Annotated in this window: 21 protein-coding genes; 10 read left to right on the top strand and 11 right to left on the bottom strand. The window is 48.2% G+C overall.

What is annotated here, in order from left to right; translation table 11 throughout:
- Positions 1–56 precede the first annotated feature (56 nt).
- The 3 genes from AABK39_RS00475 (at position 57) to trxA (ending at position 2,954) form a co-directional block, all read left to right on the top strand.
- On the top strand, positions 57–1,466 hold the full coding sequence (locus tag AABK39_RS00475) for a hypothetical protein (protein WP_338392978.1): 1,410 nt from the start codon (positions 57–59) through the stop codon (positions 1,464–1,466).
- Positions 1,467–1,598: 132 nt separating this feature from the next.
- Entirely contained in the window at positions 1,599–2,480 is an 882-nt protein-coding gene (locus AABK39_RS00470; RefSeq protein WP_338392977.1) for a DNA/RNA non-specific endonuclease, read from the top strand.
- Between the two features lie 153 nt (positions 2,481–2,633).
- Complete coding sequence (trxA, locus tag AABK39_RS00465) at positions 2,634–2,954, top strand: thioredoxin (protein WP_338392976.1); 321 nt, start codon at positions 2,634–2,636, stop codon at positions 2,952–2,954.
- Positions 2,955–3,020: 66 nt separating this feature from the next.
- Here the strand turns inward: trxA and AABK39_RS00460 are convergent, their stop codons facing one another.
- From AABK39_RS00460 to AABK39_RS00420, 9 genes are all read right to left on the bottom strand, one after another.
- Positions 3,021–3,509, bottom strand: coding sequence for a DUF4870 domain-containing protein (locus tag AABK39_RS00460; RefSeq protein ID WP_338392975.1), 489 nt, complete (start codon positions 3,507–3,509; stop codon positions 3,021–3,023).
- A 111-nt stretch (positions 3,510–3,620) separates the two neighbouring features.
- The gene (locus tag AABK39_RS00455) at positions 3,621–5,150 is read right to left on the bottom strand and encodes a GH3 auxin-responsive promoter family protein (RefSeq protein WP_338392974.1); all 1,530 of its coding nucleotides are present in this window, start codon (positions 5,148–5,150) and stop codon (positions 3,621–3,623) included.
- A 22-nt stretch (positions 5,151–5,172) separates the two neighbouring features.
- A complete protein-coding gene (gene lptB, locus AABK39_RS00450; protein ID WP_338392973.1) occupies positions 5,173–5,910 on the bottom strand; it encodes an LPS export ABC transporter ATP-binding protein in 738 nt (245 codons plus the stop codon).
- A 386-nt stretch (positions 5,911–6,296) separates the two neighbouring features.
- Positions 6,297–6,716: a DUF6122 family protein gene (locus AABK39_RS00445; RefSeq protein ID WP_338392972.1), complete on the bottom strand. Its 420-nt coding sequence runs from the start codon at positions 6,714–6,716 to the stop codon at positions 6,297–6,299.
- A 27-nt stretch (positions 6,717–6,743) separates the two neighbouring features.
- A complete protein-coding gene (recJ, locus tag AABK39_RS00440) occupies positions 6,744–8,450 on the bottom strand; it encodes a single-stranded-DNA-specific exonuclease RecJ (RefSeq protein ID WP_338392971.1) in 1,707 nt (568 codons plus the stop codon).
- Positions 8,451–8,781: 331 nt separating this feature from the next.
- Positions 8,782–9,294, bottom strand: coding sequence for a 5-(carboxyamino)imidazole ribonucleotide mutase (purE, locus tag AABK39_RS00435; RefSeq protein ID WP_338392970.1), 513 nt, complete (start codon positions 9,292–9,294; stop codon positions 8,782–8,784).
- Between the two features lie 73 nt (positions 9,295–9,367).
- Complete coding sequence (locus tag AABK39_RS00430) at positions 9,368–10,513, bottom strand: 5-(carboxyamino)imidazole ribonucleotide synthase (RefSeq protein WP_338392969.1); 1,146 nt, start codon at positions 10,511–10,513, stop codon at positions 9,368–9,370.
- Between the two features lie 207 nt (positions 10,514–10,720).
- Positions 10,721–12,310 carry a glycerol-3-phosphate dehydrogenase/oxidase gene (locus AABK39_RS00425; protein ID WP_338392968.1) on the bottom strand — a complete coding sequence of 530 codons (1,590 nt, stop codon included), beginning with the start codon at positions 12,308–12,310 and terminating at the stop codon, positions 10,721–10,723.
- 219 nt (positions 12,311–12,529) lie between these two features.
- A complete protein-coding gene (locus AABK39_RS00420) occupies positions 12,530–13,027 on the bottom strand; it encodes a thioredoxin family protein (RefSeq protein ID WP_338392967.1) in 498 nt (165 codons plus the stop codon).
- Between the two features lie 163 nt (positions 13,028–13,190).
- On the opposite strand from AABK39_RS00420, the gene AABK39_RS00415 reads away from it, so the two are divergent.
- The 7 genes from AABK39_RS00415 to AABK39_RS00385 all read left to right on the top strand — a co-directional run bounded on the left by AABK39_RS00415 (position 13,191) and on the right by AABK39_RS00385 (position 18,103).
- On the top strand, positions 13,191–13,802 hold the full coding sequence (locus AABK39_RS00415; RefSeq protein WP_338392966.1) for a hypothetical protein: 612 nt from the start codon (positions 13,191–13,193) through the stop codon (positions 13,800–13,802).
- Positions 13,803–13,970: 168 nt separating this feature from the next.
- On the top strand, positions 13,971–14,738 hold the full coding sequence (locus AABK39_RS00410) for an outer membrane beta-barrel protein (RefSeq protein WP_338392965.1): 768 nt from the start codon (positions 13,971–13,973) through the stop codon (positions 14,736–14,738).
- Between the two features lie 221 nt (positions 14,739–14,959).
- Positions 14,960–15,430 (top strand): Lrp/AsnC family transcriptional regulator, encoded by a 471-nt coding sequence (locus AABK39_RS00405; RefSeq protein ID WP_338392964.1) that lies wholly within the window; start codon positions 14,960–14,962, stop codon positions 15,428–15,430.
- 164 nt (positions 15,431–15,594) lie between these two features.
- Positions 15,595–16,101 carry a phosphoribosyltransferase family protein gene (locus AABK39_RS00400; RefSeq protein WP_338392963.1) on the top strand — a complete coding sequence of 169 codons (507 nt, stop codon included), beginning with the start codon at positions 15,595–15,597 and terminating at the stop codon, positions 16,099–16,101.
- Between the two features lie 36 nt (positions 16,102–16,137).
- Positions 16,138–16,959 (top strand): 3-methyl-2-oxobutanoate hydroxymethyltransferase, encoded by an 822-nt coding sequence (gene panB / locus AABK39_RS00395; protein ID WP_338392962.1) that lies wholly within the window; start codon positions 16,138–16,140, stop codon positions 16,957–16,959.
- Positions 16,959–17,438, top strand: coding sequence for a DUF2062 domain-containing protein (locus tag AABK39_RS00390; protein ID WP_338392961.1), 480 nt, complete (start codon positions 16,959–16,961; stop codon positions 17,436–17,438). The genes panB and AABK39_RS00390 overlap by 1 nt, the downstream gene beginning before the upstream one ends.
- The gene (locus tag AABK39_RS00385) at positions 17,438–18,103 is read left to right on the top strand and encodes an HD domain-containing protein (protein WP_338392960.1); all 666 of its coding nucleotides are present in this window, start codon (positions 17,438–17,440) and stop codon (positions 18,101–18,103) included. Before AABK39_RS00390 ends, AABK39_RS00385 begins: the two co-directional genes overlap by 1 nt.
- A 67-nt stretch (positions 18,104–18,170) precedes the next feature.
- On the opposite strand, the gene brnQ is transcribed toward AABK39_RS00385, so the two are convergent.
- A complete protein-coding gene (gene brnQ / locus AABK39_RS00380; RefSeq protein ID WP_338392959.1) occupies positions 18,171–19,463 on the bottom strand; it encodes a branched-chain amino acid transport system II carrier protein in 1,293 nt (430 codons plus the stop codon).
- A 129-nt stretch (positions 19,464–19,592) separates the two neighbouring features.
- Positions 19,593–20,810, bottom strand: a complete 1,218-nt coding sequence (locus tag AABK39_RS00375; RefSeq protein WP_338392958.1) for an NADH-quinone oxidoreductase subunit D — start codon at positions 20,808–20,810, stop codon at positions 19,593–19,595.
- Positions 20,811–21,477: the final 667 nt, after the last annotated feature.

The raw sequence follows: 21,477 nt of genomic DNA, 5'->3' as shown, positions 1-21,477 counted from the left end.
CCGGATCGTTGGCCGGCACACCTGCAATTCACAAAAGTAATTTAAATTCAGATTCATTGTTCAGATATTTCAGATTAAACGCCCCGTTTCGCCTGGTCGGCCTTCTGGCACTGCTACTTTTGACCCAATTACCCTTCTTTTTGGACGCTTATCCGTTCACGGTCACTGAATTGAGATATATGCTGATAGGAGGAAAAATGGCCGAAGGCGCCACCATGTACCGTGACCTCTACGACGGAATGGGTCCGCTGTCGGCTGGAGTCTACGGAATTCTGGATTCGCTTTTCGGCAGGTCGGTTACGGCCTACAGGGTTTTGGCCATAGCGCTAGTGTTTACGCAGTGTTGCATCTTCGCCATCTCCGGAGTGCTCAACAAAGCCTACAAGGAAAACAACTACGCCTCCGGCTTAGTCATGATGACGCTGTTTTGCTCCTTTTTCCAATACATGAGCCTAACACCGATGCTGATGGCCAACACATTCCTGATATTGGCCACCCACTTCAGTATGAACCACGTGATGAGCCGGCAAGGCGAAGATTCCCAAATCCTCACGGTTGGCATAATGGCCGGCTTGGCCTCTCTTTTTTATTGGCCAGCGTTACTATTTTTGGCGGGATTGGAAATCGTTATGGTCTTTTTGACAAACTCCGTGTTCAGAAGATACGTCCTTCTCATCGCCGGCGCAGCGTTGCCTCTGGGTTTTTGCGCCGTATACTACCTCTGGCACGACGGGCTCCATAATTTACTGAACCAAGGCATTCTTTCCATTCTGCACAACCGGACAGCTCCTTTGGTTAACCACACCTCCGTTTGGGCTGTCTGCGCAATTCCGCTGTTACTCTTTTTCCGCGCCTTGCCCGCACTATGGGGCGGACGCGGATTCAACTATCGCCACATGAGTTACGGCTACGCGATGCTTATCACGGCGGCCACGGCTCTAGCGGTTTACTTTATCAGTCCTTACAGGTCGCCCTCCAACCTGATATTTGTAATCGGTCCGGCAGCGTTCTTTATTACGCATTACTTATTGGAAATACGCAAACGCTTTGTCACCGAGATCGTCTTCGGATTTTTCATAGTCCTGATCCTCGGTTTTAATTACACCGTCGCGCTCACGCCAAATATTTGGGCCGAATATGTTGACCTAAGCCAACTCACAATTCCAAAGCCCACAGGCTTGGAAAACGGCGAAGCGGAAAAAACACTTGTCCTTGGCCCGAACTTCCGACTTTACGGCAACGGCGAATTAGCAACACCTTTTCTGGACTGGAGATTCACAAAGCCGATTTTCGAGGAACTAGACGATTACGGCAACCTTTTGCTGATTCACCAAGCCTTCGAAAACGACCCTCCAAAGAAAATCATCGATCAGGAAAACGTGATGCCTAAACTGCTGGAGAAAATCCCGGAATTCCAGCAACGTTATAGGAAAGCGGGAGAGGGCACCTATATTTTGATACTTTAATAAATTCGGAGCTGAAAATAATTCCGCAAACATAGAGGAAAGCTTCACTTGATAATTTTCATTCACTAATTTACATACAATCATCAATAAATTTCTTTTGGATAAACCATCCCAAATTTTTCTTCAGCGAATATGAATTTCCTCCCAAAAATCGCCGCATGCCTCTTGCTTTGCCTGATGGCCAAGCCCGCTACGGCCCAAGATAACCGCTACTTGCCCAAGTCCACAACCGGACAAATCGTAAAACACGCCAATTATATCCTGTCTTACTCCGAAAAGCACGAACAACCCGAATGGGTAGCCTATGAACTCACCAGCACGGAACTGACCAAAAGGGTCAGCCGTACGGACGACTTCCGGCCCGACCCCGCCGTGAAAACCGGCTCGGCGTCTTTAGCCGACTACAAAGGTAAAGGCTACGACCGCGGACATCTTTTTCCCGCCGCCGACGGATGCTTCAGCAAACAGGCGATGACTGAGTCATTTTACATGAGCAATATGAGCCCGCAAGCGCCCGAACTAAACCGTGGCGCATGGAAAAATCTGGAAGAGCAAGTCAGGAAATGGGCCAAGAAAGAAGGGAAAATCTATGTGGTTACCGGCCCCATACTTTCCGGCCAAAACAAAAAAATCGGTAAAAACGGCGTCACGGTCCCTTCAAAGTATTACAAAATAGTCTACGACCTCACCAACACGCCAAAGTGCGTAGCCTTCCTGATGCCGAACGGCAAGTGTGCCAAACCCCGCAGTAGCTACGTTGTATCGATAGACAAATTGGAAGCTTTGACCGGCATCGACTTTTTTCCGGCCTTGCCCGACGCCGTCGAAAACCGTATGGAAGCCCAGTCGACAATGTCAGGCTGGACCACTAGCACAACCTTTTCTTCGTCGAAAAAAACAACGCCCGCAAAGCGCGCGGGAAGCGTACGGTGCAAAGCCAAAACTAAAAAAACGGGAAACAGGTGTAAAAACATGACCAAGAATCCGAAAGGACTTTGCCACGTACACGACTGATCCATAGGGATTAAGTCGATAATAACATAAATAAATTCTATCCCGAAAGTCCCCGTATTTGACCTTTGTTAGGGTTTCCTTCGGAACTAATCGTTTATATTTACGTATCGGAATAGAGCAAGAGAATTCAATCAGATAAACTTTAGTAATAACATGAGTGCTACTGTAAAAATCACGGAAGAGAATTTTGAGGAAATCATCGGATCGGAAACTCCGGTATTGGTAGACTTCTGGGCAGAATGGTGCGGACCTTGTAAGATGATCTCACCGATTCTCGACGAGTTGGCCAGCGACTATGACGGAAAAGCCGTTATCGCAAAAGTGAACGTTGACGACAACCCAAGCATCTCAGCTAAGTTCGGCATCCGCAGCATTCCTACTTTGTTGGTTTTCAAAGGTGGCGAAATCGTTGACAAGCAAGTTGGCGCCGTAGCTAAGTCTGTTTTGGCAGAAAAAATCGACGCGCACCTGTAATAAAGGTCCGTTTTCGAAAAATATAAAAGAACCGCTCCACAATGGAAGCGGTTTTTTTATGAACTATTATTTGATGAGCGGAAGCGCTAAGAAATACTTTGGTTGCCTGCCAGAACTGGCGTCAAGCGAGGCTTTCACGACAAGAAATATATAAATCCCGACCAAAGCCAGCCAGAACAAGCCCAAGAGGAAAATCAGCCCGAAGCCGGGCGCCAAAAAAAACGGAATAAACCCGTCACCCTCAAAGTGGAATTCCCAAGGGAAAGTCCTCCAGTACATATCCTCCGTTCCCGAAAGCCCCAGATTAACCAAACCCAAGCCGAACAAGACTAACGCAAACACCCCGATGATCATCATATAAATGATTACGGATAGTTGAAAATTAAGACTGGCTTTGCCGTGCTCGTCCACAAAAGCGGACTCTTTTTTCTTGCTAAGCCAAATCACCATCGGGATGATGATATTGCCGAAAGGAATTGCGAATACGCTGAGGCTACTCAAGTGACTGAACATGGCCCAGGTGCGTTCGTCTCCGCTTGGTACTGAAGTTTCCATAAGCAAAATTGTCTTGTCTTTGCTTATTAACGCAATCCGAATTCGTTTTGTCAGAAAAAATACAAGACTGGCTATTCGCCGCTACGCGTGGAAGCACGAGCATTTTTTCGGTTAGCCCGTAGACCGCCCGATCATTCCCAAAATATCATCCAGATAGACCCGGTTGTTCGACAAACGCGGCACTTTGTGCTGGCCACCAAGTTTGCCCCGGCTTTTCATCCAATTATAAAAAGTATTCTCCTCCACGGCATGGACCACCGGCATTTCCAATGCGATATCGGCGTAACGCTTGGCGTCGTAATCCGAATTCAACCTGCGAAGTTCGCCGTCCAAGGCTCTGGTAAAAACCTCGACAGAAGAGGGGAGGCGCTTGAATTCCACGATCCACTCATGCCCGCCCTTTTCACCTTTACCCAAATATCTGGGGCCGGCGGTAAAATTGGCGATCGAAGCGCCGGTTTGGGTACAGGCCTCGGTTATCGCCCGTTCGGCGTTTTCCACGATTACTTCCTCGCCAAAGGCGTTTATAAAGTGTTTTGTCCGTCCCGATATCTTGATCCGATACGGGCTTTTGGTCGTAAACTTGACCGTATCGCCGATCAGGTAGCGCCACAGGCCGGCGTTGGTGCTGATCACCATCGCGTAGTTTTTCCCAAGTTCCACGTCTTCCAAGCCTACAGCCTGAGGATATTCGTCTTCCAGATTTTCCAGAGGAATAAACTCATAGAAAATACCGTAATCCAACATCAGCAACATGTCGTCGTGGTCGGAACGGTCTTGGATCCCGAAAAATCCCTCGGAAGCGTTATAGGTTTCCAGGTACCGCATATCCGGACGTGAGATCAATTCGCGAAATACGCTACGGTACGGCCCGAACGCCACGGCGCCATGCACAAAAACTTCCAGATTCGGCCAGACTTCGGAAATGTCGTTCTTGCCAGTCATTTCCAGAATCCGTTGCAAAAGCACCAAAGTCCAAGTCGGGACGCCCGCTATGCTAGTCACGTTCTCCTCGACCGTAGCCTTGGCCATTTTCTCTATCTTGGCTTCCCACTCGTCCATCAGGGCGATATCGATATCCGGCGTACGGCTCAACTGCGCCCAAAACGGCAGGTTCTGGATAATAAGAGCCGATACATCGCCGCAATTGGTGCCACCCGAAGGATCAAACGGATTGGGCTGGTAGCTACCGCCTATACCCAAGCCTTTTCCGGTGAACATCTTGCTGTCCGGATATTGGTTCAAATACACGGACAGCATATCTTTCCCGCCTTTGTAGTGGCATTCTTCCAAAGCCTCTTCCGATACCGGAATAAACTTGCTCCGGGCATTCGTAGTGCCCGACGATTTGGAAAACCAACGAACCTCAGAAGGCCAGAGGATATTCCGCTCGCCTTTCATCTGCCGTTCTATATAAGGCGATATTCCCTCATAACTCATGACGGGAATACGCTCCCGGAACTCCCTGACGCTTTTGATCGATTCAAAACCGTTAGCCTTGCCGAACTCGGTGTCTTTGGCCGTTTTCACCAAATACTCAAATGTCTCTTGTTGCGTTTCGAAGGGTTTTTCACAAAACTCCTCGATTTGGCTGATACGTTGTTTCAGTACCCAGGTGATTATCGAGTTGAGGATCGGCATACGGTAACGGTTAAAAAGTTGATCAGTCGAAAGATTTCCGCTTCAGTTCAAAATGTTGCCCAAGATAACGCTCGCGCACCAGCGGATCATTGGCCAGCTCCTCGGCCGTGCCGGACCTGAAAAGCTTGCCGGAGTACATCATATAAGCCCGGTCAGTAATGGAAAGCGTCTCGTTTACGTTGTGATCGGTGATCAGGATTCCGATATTCTTGTTTTTGAGCTTGGCCACAATACCCTGGATTTCCTCCACGGCGATCGGGTCCACACCGGCGAAAGGTTCGTCGAGCAAAACGAAGCTCGGGTCCACGGCCAGCGCCCTGGCGATCTCGGTACGGCGACGCTCGCCACCGGAAAGTACCTTTCCGAGGTTTTTCCTCACGTGCGTTAAACTGAACTCTTCCAGAAGCGCCTCGGCCTTTTCTTTTTGTTCGGCTTTGGTTTTTCCGGTCATCTCCAATACGGCAAGCAGGTTTTCCTCCACGGAAAGGTCGCGGAATACCGAAGCTTCCTGAGGAAGGTATCCGACACCCATTTGCGCCCGCTTGTACATCGGCAAAGCGGTGATGTCTTCGTTTTCCAGCGTAATCGTTCCTCCGTTCGGCTTAATCAGCCCCACAATCATATAGAAAGACGTGGTTTTTCCGGCTCCGTTCGGGCCCAGCAAACCAACAATCTCCCCTTGATTCACCTCCACGGACACATTGTCCACTACGGTTCTCTCCTTATATTTCTTTACTAAGTTATCAGCCTTTAGAATCATGGATTTCGGTTTTCCTTTCGGTTACTCGGCTCACGGCAAATTGTTCCGCAAACCGTCAAAATACGTCGGACGGCTCTCCGCCACCGCGGATGTGCGAGGGCGGGTAAATTTCTAAAAATCAGGAAGAGCCTTTAATTTATAACGACGAAATCTCCCGATAAAGTCCCAAGCGTCAGGAAAAGATCCTGTTGGCCGGGATTTGAAATTGAAAAATAAAAAATGCCATGGCCTTTTCAATATTCCAAGGGGAATAAGTTTGGCTTTTCGTAAAAAAACAAACCTAAACAAAACGGACGACGCCTCGCCAAATGGCGGGACATCGTCCGTTGGGTATTTAGTATTAGGCATTTGGTCTTAGGTAGACACCGCCGGAAATGGCCTCATACTTAAGACTTAAGGCCGATTACCTTTTTCAGAAAGTCAATCACTTTGGCAAAGCCGGGATGGGCAAGTTTGTATTCGTCGAAACAGCTTCCGCAGGCTTCCCACATCCAGATACAGTCCACAAAATCGGTAAACATGTGGAACAACAAGCCGATAAACACGGTGCGGACAATCACCTTGCGCCAAAAGACAACCAAGCCTACGATATACGCCAAAATGGCCGGGTAGCTATGCAACGGATGAAAACCGACACTGCACCGGTTGGCCTTGAATATCGGATCGGCCAACAGATGGTCGGCGTCCACGAGCATAGTCAGCAAAAGTACGACGTAAAGCTTTTTCCAACGCTTTTTGTCAATCAGCCACGCAATTCCCGCCGGCGCGATAAAATGAAGCCCGTAATGGACTATCGTCTCCATCATTCCTTCCCTACAATATTGCCGATGATATTAGTCGAACTTAATGTCCTTCACATAAAGCTGAAGGCTCTTGTTGCCCATATAGGTGTTTTCCTCAATGGTATAAGCCATTTTGAATCGCATGCCGCTGTTTACCAAATCGTAATATTGGCCAAAACCGAAACCGATGGCTTCCATAATCTTTCCGCCTTCTCCCTGAACAACCTTAAACTTGAGGTGTTCGCCCTTGAGCAATCGCGGACGGTCATGCACACGGAGGTTTTCGGTCACAAAAATCGGTTGCATATTCTGCGGGCCAAACGGAGCCATTTGCCTCAGAATATTATAGAATTTCGTATCGATCACATCCAAGTCAATCTGATAATCCACGTCAATACGCGGAATCAGTTGCTCCTCTGTGATTTTCTCGCTTACCGTCTTCTCGAACCTGGTGCGGAATTCCTCCACTTTGTCAATTTCCAAAGTAAGGCCCGCAGCGTACATATGCCCGCCAAACTGGTCGAGCAGATCCTCGCATTCGCAAAGGGCTTCGTAAATGTCAAAACCATTCACCGACCTCGCCGATCCTGTTGCCTTTCTGTTCGATTCGGTAAGGATAACCGTAGGGCGATAGTATTTGTCGATACAACGCGAAGCCACAATACCGATTACGCCTTTGTGCCAATCGCTCTTGAACAGCACCGTTGATTTGGAACTGAGCGTACGGTCGTTGGCCTCGATCATATTGATGGCTTCGTTCGTAATCTGCGAATCGAAATCCTTTCGGCGGGTATTGCTTTCGTTTATCAGCTTGGCCAAGCGGTAAGTCTCCGCCTCGTCTTCGGCCAACAACAGCCTTACGGCGGAATGCGCGTGCTCCATCCGGCCGGCGGCGTTGATCCGCGGGCCGATCCCGAACACGATATTCATTATCGCCAGCTTGCCTTTGTAGGAGCCCAGATCAATCAGGGCTTTCAGGCCAGCGGACGGGTGCTTGTTCAACACCTCAAGCCCGAAGTGGGCCAAAATCCTGTTTTCGCCCGTGATAGGGACGATATCGGCGGCGATACTCACCGCCACAAAATCCAGCGACTGCCAGAGCAGTTTCTCGTCCGCCTCGCTTGACACTTTGGCCAAGGCCTGCGCCAGCTTGAACCCCACGCCGCAGCCCGAAAGTTCCTTGAACGGATACTCGCAGTCTTTGCGCTTCGGGTCCAGAACGGCCACCGCCGGAGGCAATTCATCGCCCGGCAGGTGATGGTCGCAGATAATAAAATCTATTCCGTAGCTTTTCGCCTTGCCGACAAGGTTTACGGCTTTGATACCGCAGTCGAGGCTGATGATAAGCTTAATGTTACTTTCCTTGGCCCATTCTATCCCTTTTTCCGAGATTCCGTAACCTTCCTTGTAGCGGTCCGGAATGTAAAAATCGCAATTGGGATACATGCTCTTGATAAAACGGTAGAGCGTAGCCACGGACGTGGTTCCATCCACGTCGTAGTCTCCGTAGATCAAAATCTTCTCGCGCTGTTTGAACGCTTTGAGAATCCGGTCTACGGCCACGTCCATATCCTTCATCAGGAACGGGTCGTGCAGATCGTCGAGCGACGGCCTGAAATATTGTTTGGCTTGGTCAAAATCCTTTACGCCCCGTTGCAAGAGCACGGTAGCAAGCACTTCGTTGACGTTGATCTCTTGGGATAGCCTCTGGACGTCTTCTTCGTCCGGCAATTCCTTCTGTACCCACCTTTTGACCATAGTTTATGTGCGATAATATCGTATCCTTGAACTTCCGGCCGGGAACCGGTTTACTGATTGTCCCAAAGGCTTGCCGACGTTATTTTTGCCGGCTACCGAGAAAGTTTTCAAGCTTTCCCGTTGTTTTGCCGCCTCCGGTATCTCGTATACGAAACTAAGCCAAGCGGAGAGGCCTTTTTGGCGTATTAATAAAACGTTAAGATACAAAAAATATTCATAAGCCTGTGTCCGAATTTTGACCGGAACGCAAACCATAAGACCAATTTCGCCCGGAAACGATTCCCTGAATATGAAATTACGGGGAACAGCCTCCGGGCAAAATAGACCTATTTTACAGAACGCTTTTGTATCCGTTCTCTTCGATATTCTTTACGGAATCCATCACTTTGGTTTCCAAACTTTCCTGATAAGCCTCAAGCTTTTCGCTAACCTCAGGGCTAAACGCCCCCACAATACGCGCGGCCATAAGCCCGGCGTTCTGAGCGCCATCAAGGGCCATGGTGGCTACGGGAATTCCACCCGGCATCTGAAGGATTGACAATACGGAATCCCAGCCGTCGATGGAGTTTCTGGACTTCACCGGCACGCCGATTACGGGCAAAGTGGTCAGGGAAGCCACCATTCCCGGCAAGTGCGCCGCGCCACCAGCACCGGCTATAATCGCCTTCAGGCCACGCTTGGCCGCGCTTTGGGCGTATTCCACCATTCTGACGGGTGTGCGGTGAGCCGAAACCACTGTTACTTCAAACGGAACGCCGAGCTGTTCCAACATTTCGGCGGCGGGAGCCATTACGCCCATATCGGACTGGCTACCCATGATTATTCCTACCAAAGGTGTACTCATAAAGGATTTTGTTCAGGTTGTTCAAAACGACAACGGAAGCGACAAGTCGCCTCCGTCAAAAGGGTTGCGGAAATTATTCCGAAACAATCTTCAAGGTCTCCTTAACCCGGCGGGCGTCGCTTTTCAGCGCTTCCGTATCGGAACCGATCAGCGTAACGTGGCCCATTTTCCGGAAAGGCTTAGTGATCTTTTTGCCGTAAAGGTGGGTTTTTACGCCGTCCATAGCCATAACGCTATCCAAGCCTTCGCACTTGGCAAGGCCTTGATGTCCGTCTTCGCCCAATAGATTGACCATTACCGAAGGGGTAATCGCTTTGGTATCTCCCAAAGGCGCTCCCACGATGGCGCTCAGGTGTTGCTCGTATTGCGAAGTGACATTCGCCTCGATGGTTTGGTGTCCGCTATTATGCGGTCTCGGCGCCACTTCGTTTACCAATACGTCACCGTCTTTGGTTACGAACATTTCTACAGCCAACAGCCCGACCATTCCCAAAGTGTCGATCACTCTGAGAGCCAATTCTTCGGCTTTTCTCTCCACTTCCGCAGAGATTTTCGCAGGGGCGAACAGAAACTCCACCAGATTATGTTCCGGGTGGTAACTGAGTTCTACCGCCGGAAAAGCTTTTGTTTCGCCCTTCTCGTTTCTGGCTACGATTACTGAGATTTCAGTGTCAAAATCCACCAATTTTTCCAGTAATCCAGGAGCGTCAAACGCCTTTTCCAGATCTTTTTCCTCACGGATAATCTGCACTCCACGGCCATCATAGCCTTCTTTGCCAAGCTTATTTACAGCTGGCAGAAACGACGCGTTTTCCCGTACTTCGGTGGCGTCTTCCGTCAAGATAAAATCCGCCGTAGGGATGTCGTTGTCGGCGTAGAATTGCTTTTGGATCCGTTTGTCCTGAATGAGTTCGATGATTTCCGGCTGGGGAAACACTTTCACTCCCTCGTCGCGGAGCTTTTTCAGGGCATCGGTGTTCACGTTCTCGATTTCGATGGTAACCAGGTCGCATCGCTTCCCGAATTCATAGAGGGTTTCGAAATCAGTGAGTTTTCCTTGTGTGAACTCCGAGGCTAAGCTACGGCAAGGTGCGTTCGGATCGGGGTCGAGTACGGAAATATCGATATTATAGTCAATCGCCGACTGTATCAACATCCGCCCTAACTGGCCTCCGCCCACTACACCTAACCTGTAGTTTTGGTAAAATGCCTGAGACATGATTCGTTCAAAATTTACATGTTGGATTGGCTTGCAAAGCTACGTTATTTTGGTCTCAGGCAGAACATATGACGAAAGGTTTCAGGGCTGAAAAGTAAAAAAGAGTTCCGTAACCTAAAGCGTAAAACAATCTTTTGGGAGGATCTTTAATTGAATTATTCCAATAAATTAATTTTTATATTATTTATTTATGAATTAAAGACAGCCTTAACGCTCCTTGGAAGGGCAGTCAAACTTATACGAGGAAGCCAAAACGGCGAAATCTTCGCATTGGGCGAGCTCCCAAGCCCTGTCTTTCCCCATTTCATCAGCCATAAGTTTAGCCGTGGCTGGCGCCGCTTCCACCGCCGATTTCGCATCCAAAAAAAGGAACCTTAGCCGCCGAGCCAAAACATCCTCGACCGTGCGGGCCATCTCATTCCGCACAGCCCAAACCACCTGCGCTTTCAGGTACGGTTTCCCGGCTATCAGCGGATCGCCCAAGCCAGGTTCCGTTTTCGCCAAATCCAGCACACTTTGATTATCGGCTCCGTAAGTTCCGAGATGATCAAAAAATGACGATTCAGTGGAATAACCGTGAATTTTCAAGTCCTTGGTTCGACACTTTTCCGAATTCAAACCCGCCGATCGGGAGGCGACATTCACAGCGTCCTCGGCCATCTTGCGATAAGTGGTCCACTTTCCGCCCGACACACTTACCAAACCCGAAGCTGAAACACTCACTTTATGTCCGCGTGACAGATTTTTAGTGGGGTTTTCTTTATCGCCAGATTTCACCAAAGGCCTCAGTCCAGCGAACACACTCAAAACGTCTTCTCGTTTTGGCTTTTTATCCAAATAAAACCCTGCGGTGTCCAGAATAAAATCCACCTCTTCGTCCAGCGCTTTTGGTTCAATGTCCGCATGCCTCACGGCCGTATCGGTGGTTCCCACTACCAATACGCCATGCCAAGGCACAGCGAAAAGTATCCGCCCGTCCGAGGTTTCCGGTATCATCAGCGCTTGTTGCGAGTTTCCCAAGAAAGACGAATCCAAAACGATATGAACGCCTTGGCTCGGCATTACCGTGGGCTCCACTCCCGGCTTGTCCAATTGATGAATCTCGTCCGTAAATACGCCCGTGGCATTTACCACCGCCTTTGCCGGTAACTCAAATTCTTCGCCCGTCTCCAAATCCTGCGCAAAGACGCCTTCTATCTTCCCGTTTTCGTTTTTACGCAATCCTTTTACTTCCATGTAATTCAGCGGAACACCGCCGTGTTCGTGCGCCGTTTGGGCAAGATTAACCGCCATCCGGCTATCGTCAAACTGACCGTCTTGATAGCGAATTCCTCCTTTCAGACCCTTTCTGTTTAAAGTCGGAATACGCTTAAGTATCGCTTCCTTGCCCAGATGTACGGATGCTCCGAAACTCGCTTTCCCCGCCATCAGATCATAAAGTTTAAGCCCGGCGGTATAACGCAAGCCATCCCAGAAACTATAAGCGGGCACCACAAAAGACATATTTCGGACTAAATGCGGGGCGTTTTTCATCATCAAAGCGCGTTCGGCCAAGGCTTCTTTTACCATTCCCACGTCGCCTTGGGCCAAGTAACGCACGCCACCGTGCACCAGCTTTGTGCTACGGCTGGATGTGCCTTTCGCAAAATCGGTGCGTTCGAGCAATAGTGTGTCATACCCCCGCGACGCAGAATCCACGGCGATGCCCAAGCCCGTAGCACCACCGCCGATTATTATCATGTCCCATGGTTTGGCTCCCCGTTTCCGGAGCCCGCAAAGCATGTTCTCCCTGTCCATACGCGTTCCGTTTAATTTTCACTTTTATTGGCGCAATAATCATTCTCAGGAAAAGTATAAACGGTGATGGGTGACAAAAAATGAAACGGGAGATTCTCCCAGATTTAAAAAGACTGGCAGGAAAGCATACGCCTTTTTCAGAAAACTGAATGCCAAAAAATAAAATAGCGAGGACATGAAAAAAAGCCGTGGAGGTTTGCGACCACGGCTTTCTTAAACTTATTTCTTATCCTTATAACTCTCGGCGCTGAGAGCTTTCGGAGTCCAATTCTCCAAAAAGCGTTTTACCTTGTCGTGGTCGTAGCCTCCGTCTTTTTCCAGATAACCTGAATCCTGCGTATGGATTCTGTTTCCGTTTTTATCCAAAATCACAAATACCGGAAACCCGAAACGTTGCGGAAAACCCAACTGCTCCAAAGCGTCCCAGTTTTTGTTCGACTTGCTGTAATTCAGGTGAACCGTGATGTAGTTCTTTTCCAGAATTTCGCCGAGATCGTTATTGAAGTTTACGAACTTCTCAAACTTGATACACCAACTGCACCAGTTTCCGCCAACTTGCACAAAGACGTTTTTTCCCGTCGCTTGCGCTTTGGTTACCGCCTCAAGCAGTTGCTTTTTTCCGTTCAATGAAGGATCGTAAATCTTTTTCTTTTGAGCAAAAGCCGATGACGCGAACAAAGCGCCAACCAACAGCAACAAGGCTATTCTCTGTCTCATGATGTAAGGTTTAAGTGGTGTTCTTTACATATAAATACCCTCTCAGGCGACGTAAAGTTATCTGATTAACGTTTTATGAAGAAGTTCAAACGGCGCTCTTGCCCTGTTTGGCGAACTTTTTTTCCCGAAAGGGATTCTCAATAAAGGCAATCTTTCGAAAACTATGGGAACTTTCCATCACAACACTCTTCTGCTTTGCGCTTTCCTCTCGTTGGTTATTCTCGCAGGGTTGTCCGGCTGTACGGAAAAGGAAAAAAAGGATCCCTATATCTACGATTTGCCGGATTCTGTCCATAACATGTTGCCCCCGGCCAAGGGCGAATTGCTTTTTATGGATTACAAAACCGTGGATTTTGTCCGAAAAGGGTCTAAGGACCATTTTGTGATTCGAGTCATGGGACCGAACTTTCTGGAAAGCACGGTCGTTTTCGAAATTTTCGGAACGACGGGAAATTCCCTTTACCGAGACTCTTTCCGGGCATTCCAGCTACTGGGCCAAACGGAGCTGAACCTGCCGAACCCGTCGATACAGGAAAGGGAAGAGGCCATAATAAACCGCCTGAAGCATTTTTTTGACAAAGACAGGTTCCGGTCGCCCGCCATTCCCTCAGGACAGACTTTTGTCGAGGACGTCAGCGTTGACGGAATATGGCAGGAAACCGCCAAGCGAAAGGACAGCGTGAGCTTCTATTATCTTATAGAGTTGGATCTTCGCATCAAAATCGTCTTTTACCCCGAAACGGGAAAAGTGGAGGTCTATGAACGTTGTTGTTGATTTTTTGGACAATAAAGTATTAGGGCAAACGTTATCTATGAAGTCGAAGGCCATTCAGGCCATGTAGACTCGTCTTGAACGCAGGTACCTTTGAATTTTAGTATGTGCGTCTCAATAAAATAATTATCTTTGTCCGAAGTGCCTGACTTTTCTTTTTCCGCAAAGTATATGAGAAGGATTTTATTATCAGCCGTGGCAATATTGGTCATGGGCGTAAATTTTGGTTTCGCTCAGGGAGAAAACACTGAGAAGAAGAGGGGGATGCCAGATCTGCCCGGTGACCTGTTTGTAGAATTCGGTTGGAACTGGATCAACTCCACACCCAGCAACATGGGAACGAAGTGGTTTAGCTCCAGAGCGTTCAACGTCTACTATACGTATGGGATTCCTATAGGGAAATCCAAGTTCTCTTTCAACCCGGGAATCGGGATTGGGGTTGAGAACTACAGCTTCAGCGAAGACGTTACGTTGAAAAACAATAACGGACAGACCGAGATCGTAACCATCCAGAGTATCACGGAGACGTACACTCCGGTAGACAAATCTCCAGTACCCGTTAAACCGTTTGAAGGCGCGTCAATTAATAAGACAAACCTCCAGATGACTTACCTCGATATTCCGCTGGAATTCCGCTATTCGTCCTTGGGGCCAAACTCAAGAAAAGGCTTCAAGATGGCTTTAGGTGGAAAAGTGGGTTATTTGATCGACTCTAAGACGAAGATCAAGTATAAAAAAGACGGGGAAACAAAAACCGTAAAATACAAAGAGGATTTCAACCTCGAAAAGTTCCGCTATGGCGTTTACGGCCGAGTGGGATTCGGGTGGATCAACCTTTACTACTACCAGAACCTCTCTTCAATGTTTGAGAGTGGCAAAGGTCCTAGCGAAACGGACGCTACCACATCGCAAGTAGGCTTGAGTTTTGACCTGTTCTAAGGAAAAATCGAAAAAAACCTTTTAGGATATAAGAAAGGCAACATTCGTAGTACGATTGTTGCTTTTTTATTTACCTATTGATCCAAATTTGCTTACTTTGTGCGGGACAGAATTTTTTTTAACTGCCTAGCGCAAATACAAGTTAAAAATTTTGTAGCCTGGATACCCCGGGCGTAGTGAAGTTGGATGATTAATGACCGTTTTCAAATTCGTTGTAAAAAATGGCTACTAATAGGCTAGATAAAATAGATCGTAAGATCTTGGATATCTTGCAGAGGAGTGCAAAGATAACTAACGCCCAACTGTCGAAGGAAATCGGGCTTTCGCCGGCTCCTACTTTGGAACGGGTGAAAAAGCTTGAGCAGACAGGACTCATCAAAAGCTACCACGCTCTGCTTGACAGCGACAAAGTCGGCTTGGGGGTGTCCACCTTCGTGTTAGTGACCCTAAAAGGTCACAACAAGGACAACATCAAGACATTCCTTGACAAGATCAACAAGATCGACAATGTGATCGAGTGCCATCACATCACGGGATCGGGGGATTTTCTCCTCAAAGTGATCGCAAAAGACATCGGCACTTACCAACAACTGATGCTCGAAGACGTAAGCGACATCGATGTGGTGGACAACCTCTCGTCGATGGTAGTGCTTTCCACATACAAAGACAGCAAGGTTATGCCTGTGCCGTAACAGGGAAATAGCTTAACAAAACAATAAAGGAGTCACGCCGTGGCTCCTTTATTGTTTTGTGTCCACGGGAACTATGCCCCCGACAAAAGTAATCGACGCCGAAAGGGCTAAGTTTTCGGAATATGCATAACTTTGGCCAAGGCAATCAACCTAAGAAAAATCGCATGACAACGGATAAGATCATGATCCTGGACACCACCCAGGTCGACCGTCGCATCAAGCGGATAGCTTACGAGATTTACGAACGGAATTTCGAGGAACAAGGAATTATTTTTGCCGGCATCAACGGTACCGGTTACGCTTTCGCCGAACGTCTGGTGGAGATTTTCCGGACAATCGCCCCGTACAAAGCCGAATTGTGCAAAGTGACGCTGGACAAACACGGACCGGCGAATGCCGACGTGCAATTAGGTATTGACGCCAAAGAGTTGCGGGACAAGTCAGTCATTCTGGTTGACGACGTGCTGAACAGCGGTCGCACTCTCTTACAGGGCCTTAAGCCTTTCCTTGACGTAAATCTCAAGAAGATCGAAACGGCGGTGCTTGTCAACAGAAGCCACCTTTCCTTTCCAGTAGCCGCCACTTACTCCGGATATGAGCTGGCTACTACGCTCAACGATCACATCGAAGTGGAATTCGGGCCGGAAAAACGAGAAGCGTACTTACGCTAAAATTTGAACGGCTGATTACGATAACTCTCACAAGGTATGTCTATACACAAGCAAGAGACACGGAAGAAGGTTACCACCCATCGCCTTCGGAAGATGAAAGAAAACGGCGAGAAAATCGCCATGCTGACGGCTTACGATTATTCGATGGCCCGCATACTGGATGCCGCCGGAATCGACATCCTGCTGGTAGGGGACTCGGCCTCAAACGTTATGGCCGGACACGAGACCACCCTTCCCATCACTCTGGACAACATTATCTACCACGCATCCTCTGTATCGCGCGGTATCAACAGGTCACTTTTGGTTGCCGACATCCCATTCGGATTCTATCAGGGCGATTCCAAAGAGGCTCTGAAATCGGCTATTCGCCTGATGAAAGAAGCCGGAGCGCATGCCGTAAAAGTGGAAGGGGGACAGGAGATCAAGGAATCGGTTGAGCGTATCCTCACTGCCGGCATTCCGGTAATGGGACACTTGGGCCTCACGCCCCAATCGATTTATAAATTCGGAACTTACACGGTTAGGGCGAAAGAAAAAAGCGAGGCTGAAAAGCTCCTCCGCGACGCAAAGATGCTTGAGGAAGTAGGCTGTTTCGGAATTGTGCTTGAGAAGATTCCCGCGGAACTCGCCAAGCAGGTAGCCGAAAGCGTTTCCATTCCGGTAATCGGAATCGGCGCAGGACCGGACGTAGACGGACAAGTTCTCGTGATGCACGACATGCTCGGCATCAACAACGAGTTCCACCCGCGTTTTCTCCGTAAATACGCCAACTTGCACGAGCAGATCACCAACGCTGTCAGCTCTTATATTGAGGACGTAAGGTCATCAAGCTTCCCCAACGAGTCGGAAAGTTACTGATGCGTATCCGAAGTTTCTTCAAGAAAAAAATCATCGATCCACTTGCGGGGCTCTTGCGCCAAGGCGTTTCGCCCCGCATGTTGGCTTGGTCGCTATCCATTGGTATGGCTGTCGGTTTTTCGCCGTTGATTGGCCTTACCACTTTACTTTGTACGGGCATCGCCTTTGCGCTTAAACTGAACCCCGTAGCCATTAACTTGGCCAACTGGCTGGTTTACCCCCTTCAGATACTTCTTTTCCTGCCTTTTCTCAGATTCGGGTCCAATATATTCGGAATAGAATTCCCTGACTTGGAGCTGTCGCAAATTATGGCTTGGTTTCAGGAATCTCCCTGGCGAGGTATCCAGACACTTGGCGTTTCGTATCTGGCGGGCTCGCTGGTCTGGCTATTGGCCTCGGTGCCTTTCGTTTTGGTCACTCAACAGATTATATTCCTCATTATCAACAAAGCCAAAAGGCCAAGCCAACCTGTTAAATAATGGAAGAGCGAAGATTCGAACAAAGCCTTGAACAGCTGAAAGAGCGGGTACACAACGAGTTTTACGGGGAAGGCTCCGGCCACGACTGGTGGCATATCCACCGTGTTTATCAACTCGCCGTCAGAATTGGCGAAGCCGAAAAGGCCGACCCGACTACGGTAAGGCTGGCGGCTCTTCTGCATGACGTGGGCGACCACAAATTTCACGGCGGAGACGAAACTATGGGAGGCAAACTCGCCAGAAAATATATGGAGGAAGCCGGAATTGACGACTCCCCGCTGATTGAAAAAGTTTGCGAAATCGTCGACGGAGTGTCTTTCAAAGGCGCTCACGTTTCCACCGAAATGAAAACCATCGAAGGAAAATCAGTCCAGGACGCCGACCGACTCGACGCTATCGGAGCTATCGGAATCGCAAGGACTTTCGCTTACGGAGGCCACAAAGATCGCCAAATGTACGACCCGGAAGTAAAACCCACTTTACACGCCGATTTTGAATCGTACAAAAAATCGGACGGGCCGACAATCAACCATTTCTACGAAAAGCTTCTTTTGCTAAAAAATACCATGGGCACCGAAACCGGCCGAAAAATAGCGGAAGAGCGACACGACTTTATGCTGGAATATCTCGACCGTTTTTACAAAGAATGGGACGGGATAATATAAGTTATGGCATAATGAAAAAGGCTTCGGAATTACCGAAGCCTTTTTCATTTTCGCAGTTTCCCAATGATCAAACTACCGCTTTCCTTGGCCTTACGGCCGAATAAGCTATCGCCAAGACCAAGATCACGAGAGTAGGAACCAGCCACCCAAATCCGTGTTCGGCGAAAGGCAACCCCGCAAAGATGGGCGACAACGCAGGCACGGCCTTCGTCGATATCGCCTCGCAAACGCTAATGCCCACGGCACTGTATACTCCAGCCTTAAAGGCCATTTCCTTATTAGGCAACAGGTGCGAAAACAACATCAAGCCAATCAATACCATCAACGCCGGATAAAGCAAGGATAAGGCTGGCCCGGAAAGCGCCACAATGCTCTCAACTCCCAAATTCGCCAAGGCGTAACTGATAACGGAACAAACGATCACGTTAAACTTGTAGCTCATTTTCCCTTTGGTCAAGCGCTCGAAATATACGGCCGTAACCGAAGTAAGCCCCACGGCGGTCGAAAAACAGGCCATCGTAACAGTCAAAGCCAAGATATATTTCCCGGAAACACCTACGAACTTCTCCACCAATGTCACGAAGAAAGTCGTTCTGGCCATATCACCCGACAGGTATTCGGCTCCTAAAGCCCCCATATACATCAGTCCGCCGTAAACAAACGCCAAAAACGTGGCGGCCAAAAGACCCGTTTTGAAAACCATAGGAGGGATCGAGGTTCCTTGATAGTTTTTCTCCCGCAAAGCACCAAGTGTTACGATTGTGAACAATACGGCGCCTATCACGTCAAGCGTTTGGTAACCTTCCACAAAAGACTTGGAGAAAGGGCTTGTTGCCGGATCTTCCAAAGGCGCCACATCACCCGACGAGAATACGGCTTTACAAATGATAAAGAGCAGTCCCACTACCAATGTCGGCGTCAGAAACTTTCCGACTTTGTCCATAACGCCGTTTTTGGAAATCGAAAACAGCAATACGCCTGCGAAGTAAATCATACTGACCACATTGGCCGACACTTCCGGAAATACAGGAAGGATTCCCATTTCGTATGTAGTGGCTCCCGTTCTGGGAATAGCCAACAAAGGCCCGATGGCCAAAACCAACACGACACCGAATATCGCCGAAAATTTCTTGTCAAGATGTCGGGCCAAATCCGCAAAACCGTCTCCGGCTTTCGCTACCGCCATCATGGCCAAGAGCGAAAGTACAGCCGTTGTCAAGACAAAACCCACGGTTCCCGTCAGCCAATCCGGACCCAGCGCCGCACCCAACAGAGGCGGAAATATTAGGTTTCCCGCCCCAAAAAACATGGCGAAGACAGCTCCGCCAATAACAATAACATCTTTATTCCTACTCCACATCGATCCCCTAAAATTTAATTTCAATACGATCCAACTACCGTAATAGTGTTTGTTTTCAACAGAAAAAGGCCGTGTAAACGACCTTTTCAAACATTTTATTCCGTAAAGATAATGATTCCGGCGAAAATCCTACCTGTCCACTTCCCCCAGAACCACATCGATAGATCCCATAATAGCGATCAAATCGGCTATCATAGAACCTCTTGATATTTCCGGCAATACGGACAGGTTCGTAAAACAGCAAGACCTTACCTTGCAACGAAATGGCTTGTCACTTCGTCCGTCGGCCCGGAAATAGAAGCCCAGTTCGCCTTTAGGGCTTTCTCCCCTAAAATAAAGATCCTGTTTCTTCGGTCTAATTTTCTTCGGGACGGCACTTCGTGGGTCAAAATCACGGGTTCTTTTCAAATCGCCCTGCAAGCGGTCTAGGCATTGTTCGATAATCCTGAGCGATTCCCAGCATTCTTTATAACGTACATGCGAACGGTCCCAGCAGTCACCTAGCGTTCCCATCTCGCCTTTTCCGACAGGAACGTCAAAATCAAGCTCGGGATAAACGCTATAGCCGTCCACTTTCCGTAAATCGTACTTAAGCCCGGAAGCCCTCAGCATCGGGCCCGTTATTCCGTAATTTATGGCAGTGGTCAACGGCAAAACGCCTACGTTGGCCGTACGCTCCACAAAGATTTTGTTTTCGAGCAGAATCTCGTCGTTTTCCTGAAGTTTAGGTTTGAGGTAGTCAACAAACTCACGGCACCTTTCTTCAAAGCCTACCGGCAAATCATAATACAGGCCGCCTACCCAGATGTAATTGTAAAGCATCCGGGCACCGCAAATCCACTCCAGCAGTCTCAGGATATGCTCGCGGTCGCGCATCATCCACAAAAACGGAGTAGTCGCCCCGATATCAATAGCGTACGTACCCAAGGCCACAAAGTGCGAAGCCAAGCGGTTAAGCTCCGCCACCAACACACGGATATATTCCACGCGTTGCGGAATCTTATCCTCGATGCCCAGCATCTTCTCCACGCCCATACAGTAGATATGCTCGGAGTTCATCGAAGACATGTAATCCATACGGTCCACGTACGGCACAATCTGGTTGTAGGCCAAAGCTTCGGCGTGCTTCTCAAAACAACGGTGCAGATAACCCAAGTGCGGATACACGTCCCTGACGATTTCCCCGTCGGTAATTACCTCCAGCCGGAGCACGCCGTGCGTAGACGGGTGTTGCGGACCAAGGTTGATTACCATCTCTTCAGACTTCAAACCTTCCTCCGTATACCTGTTGGGCTCGGACACGTGCAAGTGTTCCGGATTATAGTCGTATTGCACCTTGTTAGCCATCGCGCTAATTTTTAGGGGTTTTCGGACCAAAATAGTCCGTACCATGATCGTTTTCCCAAAATTAGCAGGTAAAGACCAAAGAACGAAACGTGAACGATGGAAGAGAAAGTACCGGATACATAAATAAAATTGTATTTTAAAAAGAAAATAAAAAAAGATGAGGTAACTCTTGTTCCGAAAACGATTTCGAAATGGACTTTCTTACAGTGTTTTTTTGAAGGGTTTCAAACACCCAATTACACGTTAACAGTGTACTACGGGCCATAAATGCGAAAAGCTGCTTACATGCAGTTTAATTTTGTGAAAAATCGAAAAGCTCGCATTATTTACTCATCTCTATTTGAAGATTTTCAATTTTATGACATCAGTCATGTTTTGAATCAAGGCTTTATAACATATTTGTATTGTAAGAAACGGAAAACAAAAAGAGTTCAAGGATTTTTAAGTCATTTTTTAAAGCACTTTTATTATGACTTTTTTACATCTTTTGAATTGTATTATGTTTTTATAGAAATGTCCCGAAGGGGAATTTTTAAAATTGAATTGTTTTAACTTGTTATGAGGCTTTTTACCAGCGTTGTGAAACGCAGGGTATTTAACCTTTTGCAGGGCTTTTTCGAAGACCAAACAGATTTTTGGGTCGTGGGCAGAGGGTTAAGTCGAATAG

The sequence above is a fragment of the Fulvitalea axinellae genome (assembly GCF_036492835.1).
Classification (GTDB): domain Bacteria; phylum Bacteroidota; class Bacteroidia; order Cytophagales; family Cyclobacteriaceae; genus Fulvitalea; species Fulvitalea axinellae.
This window is presented reverse-complemented; position numbering and strand designations above follow the sequence as displayed.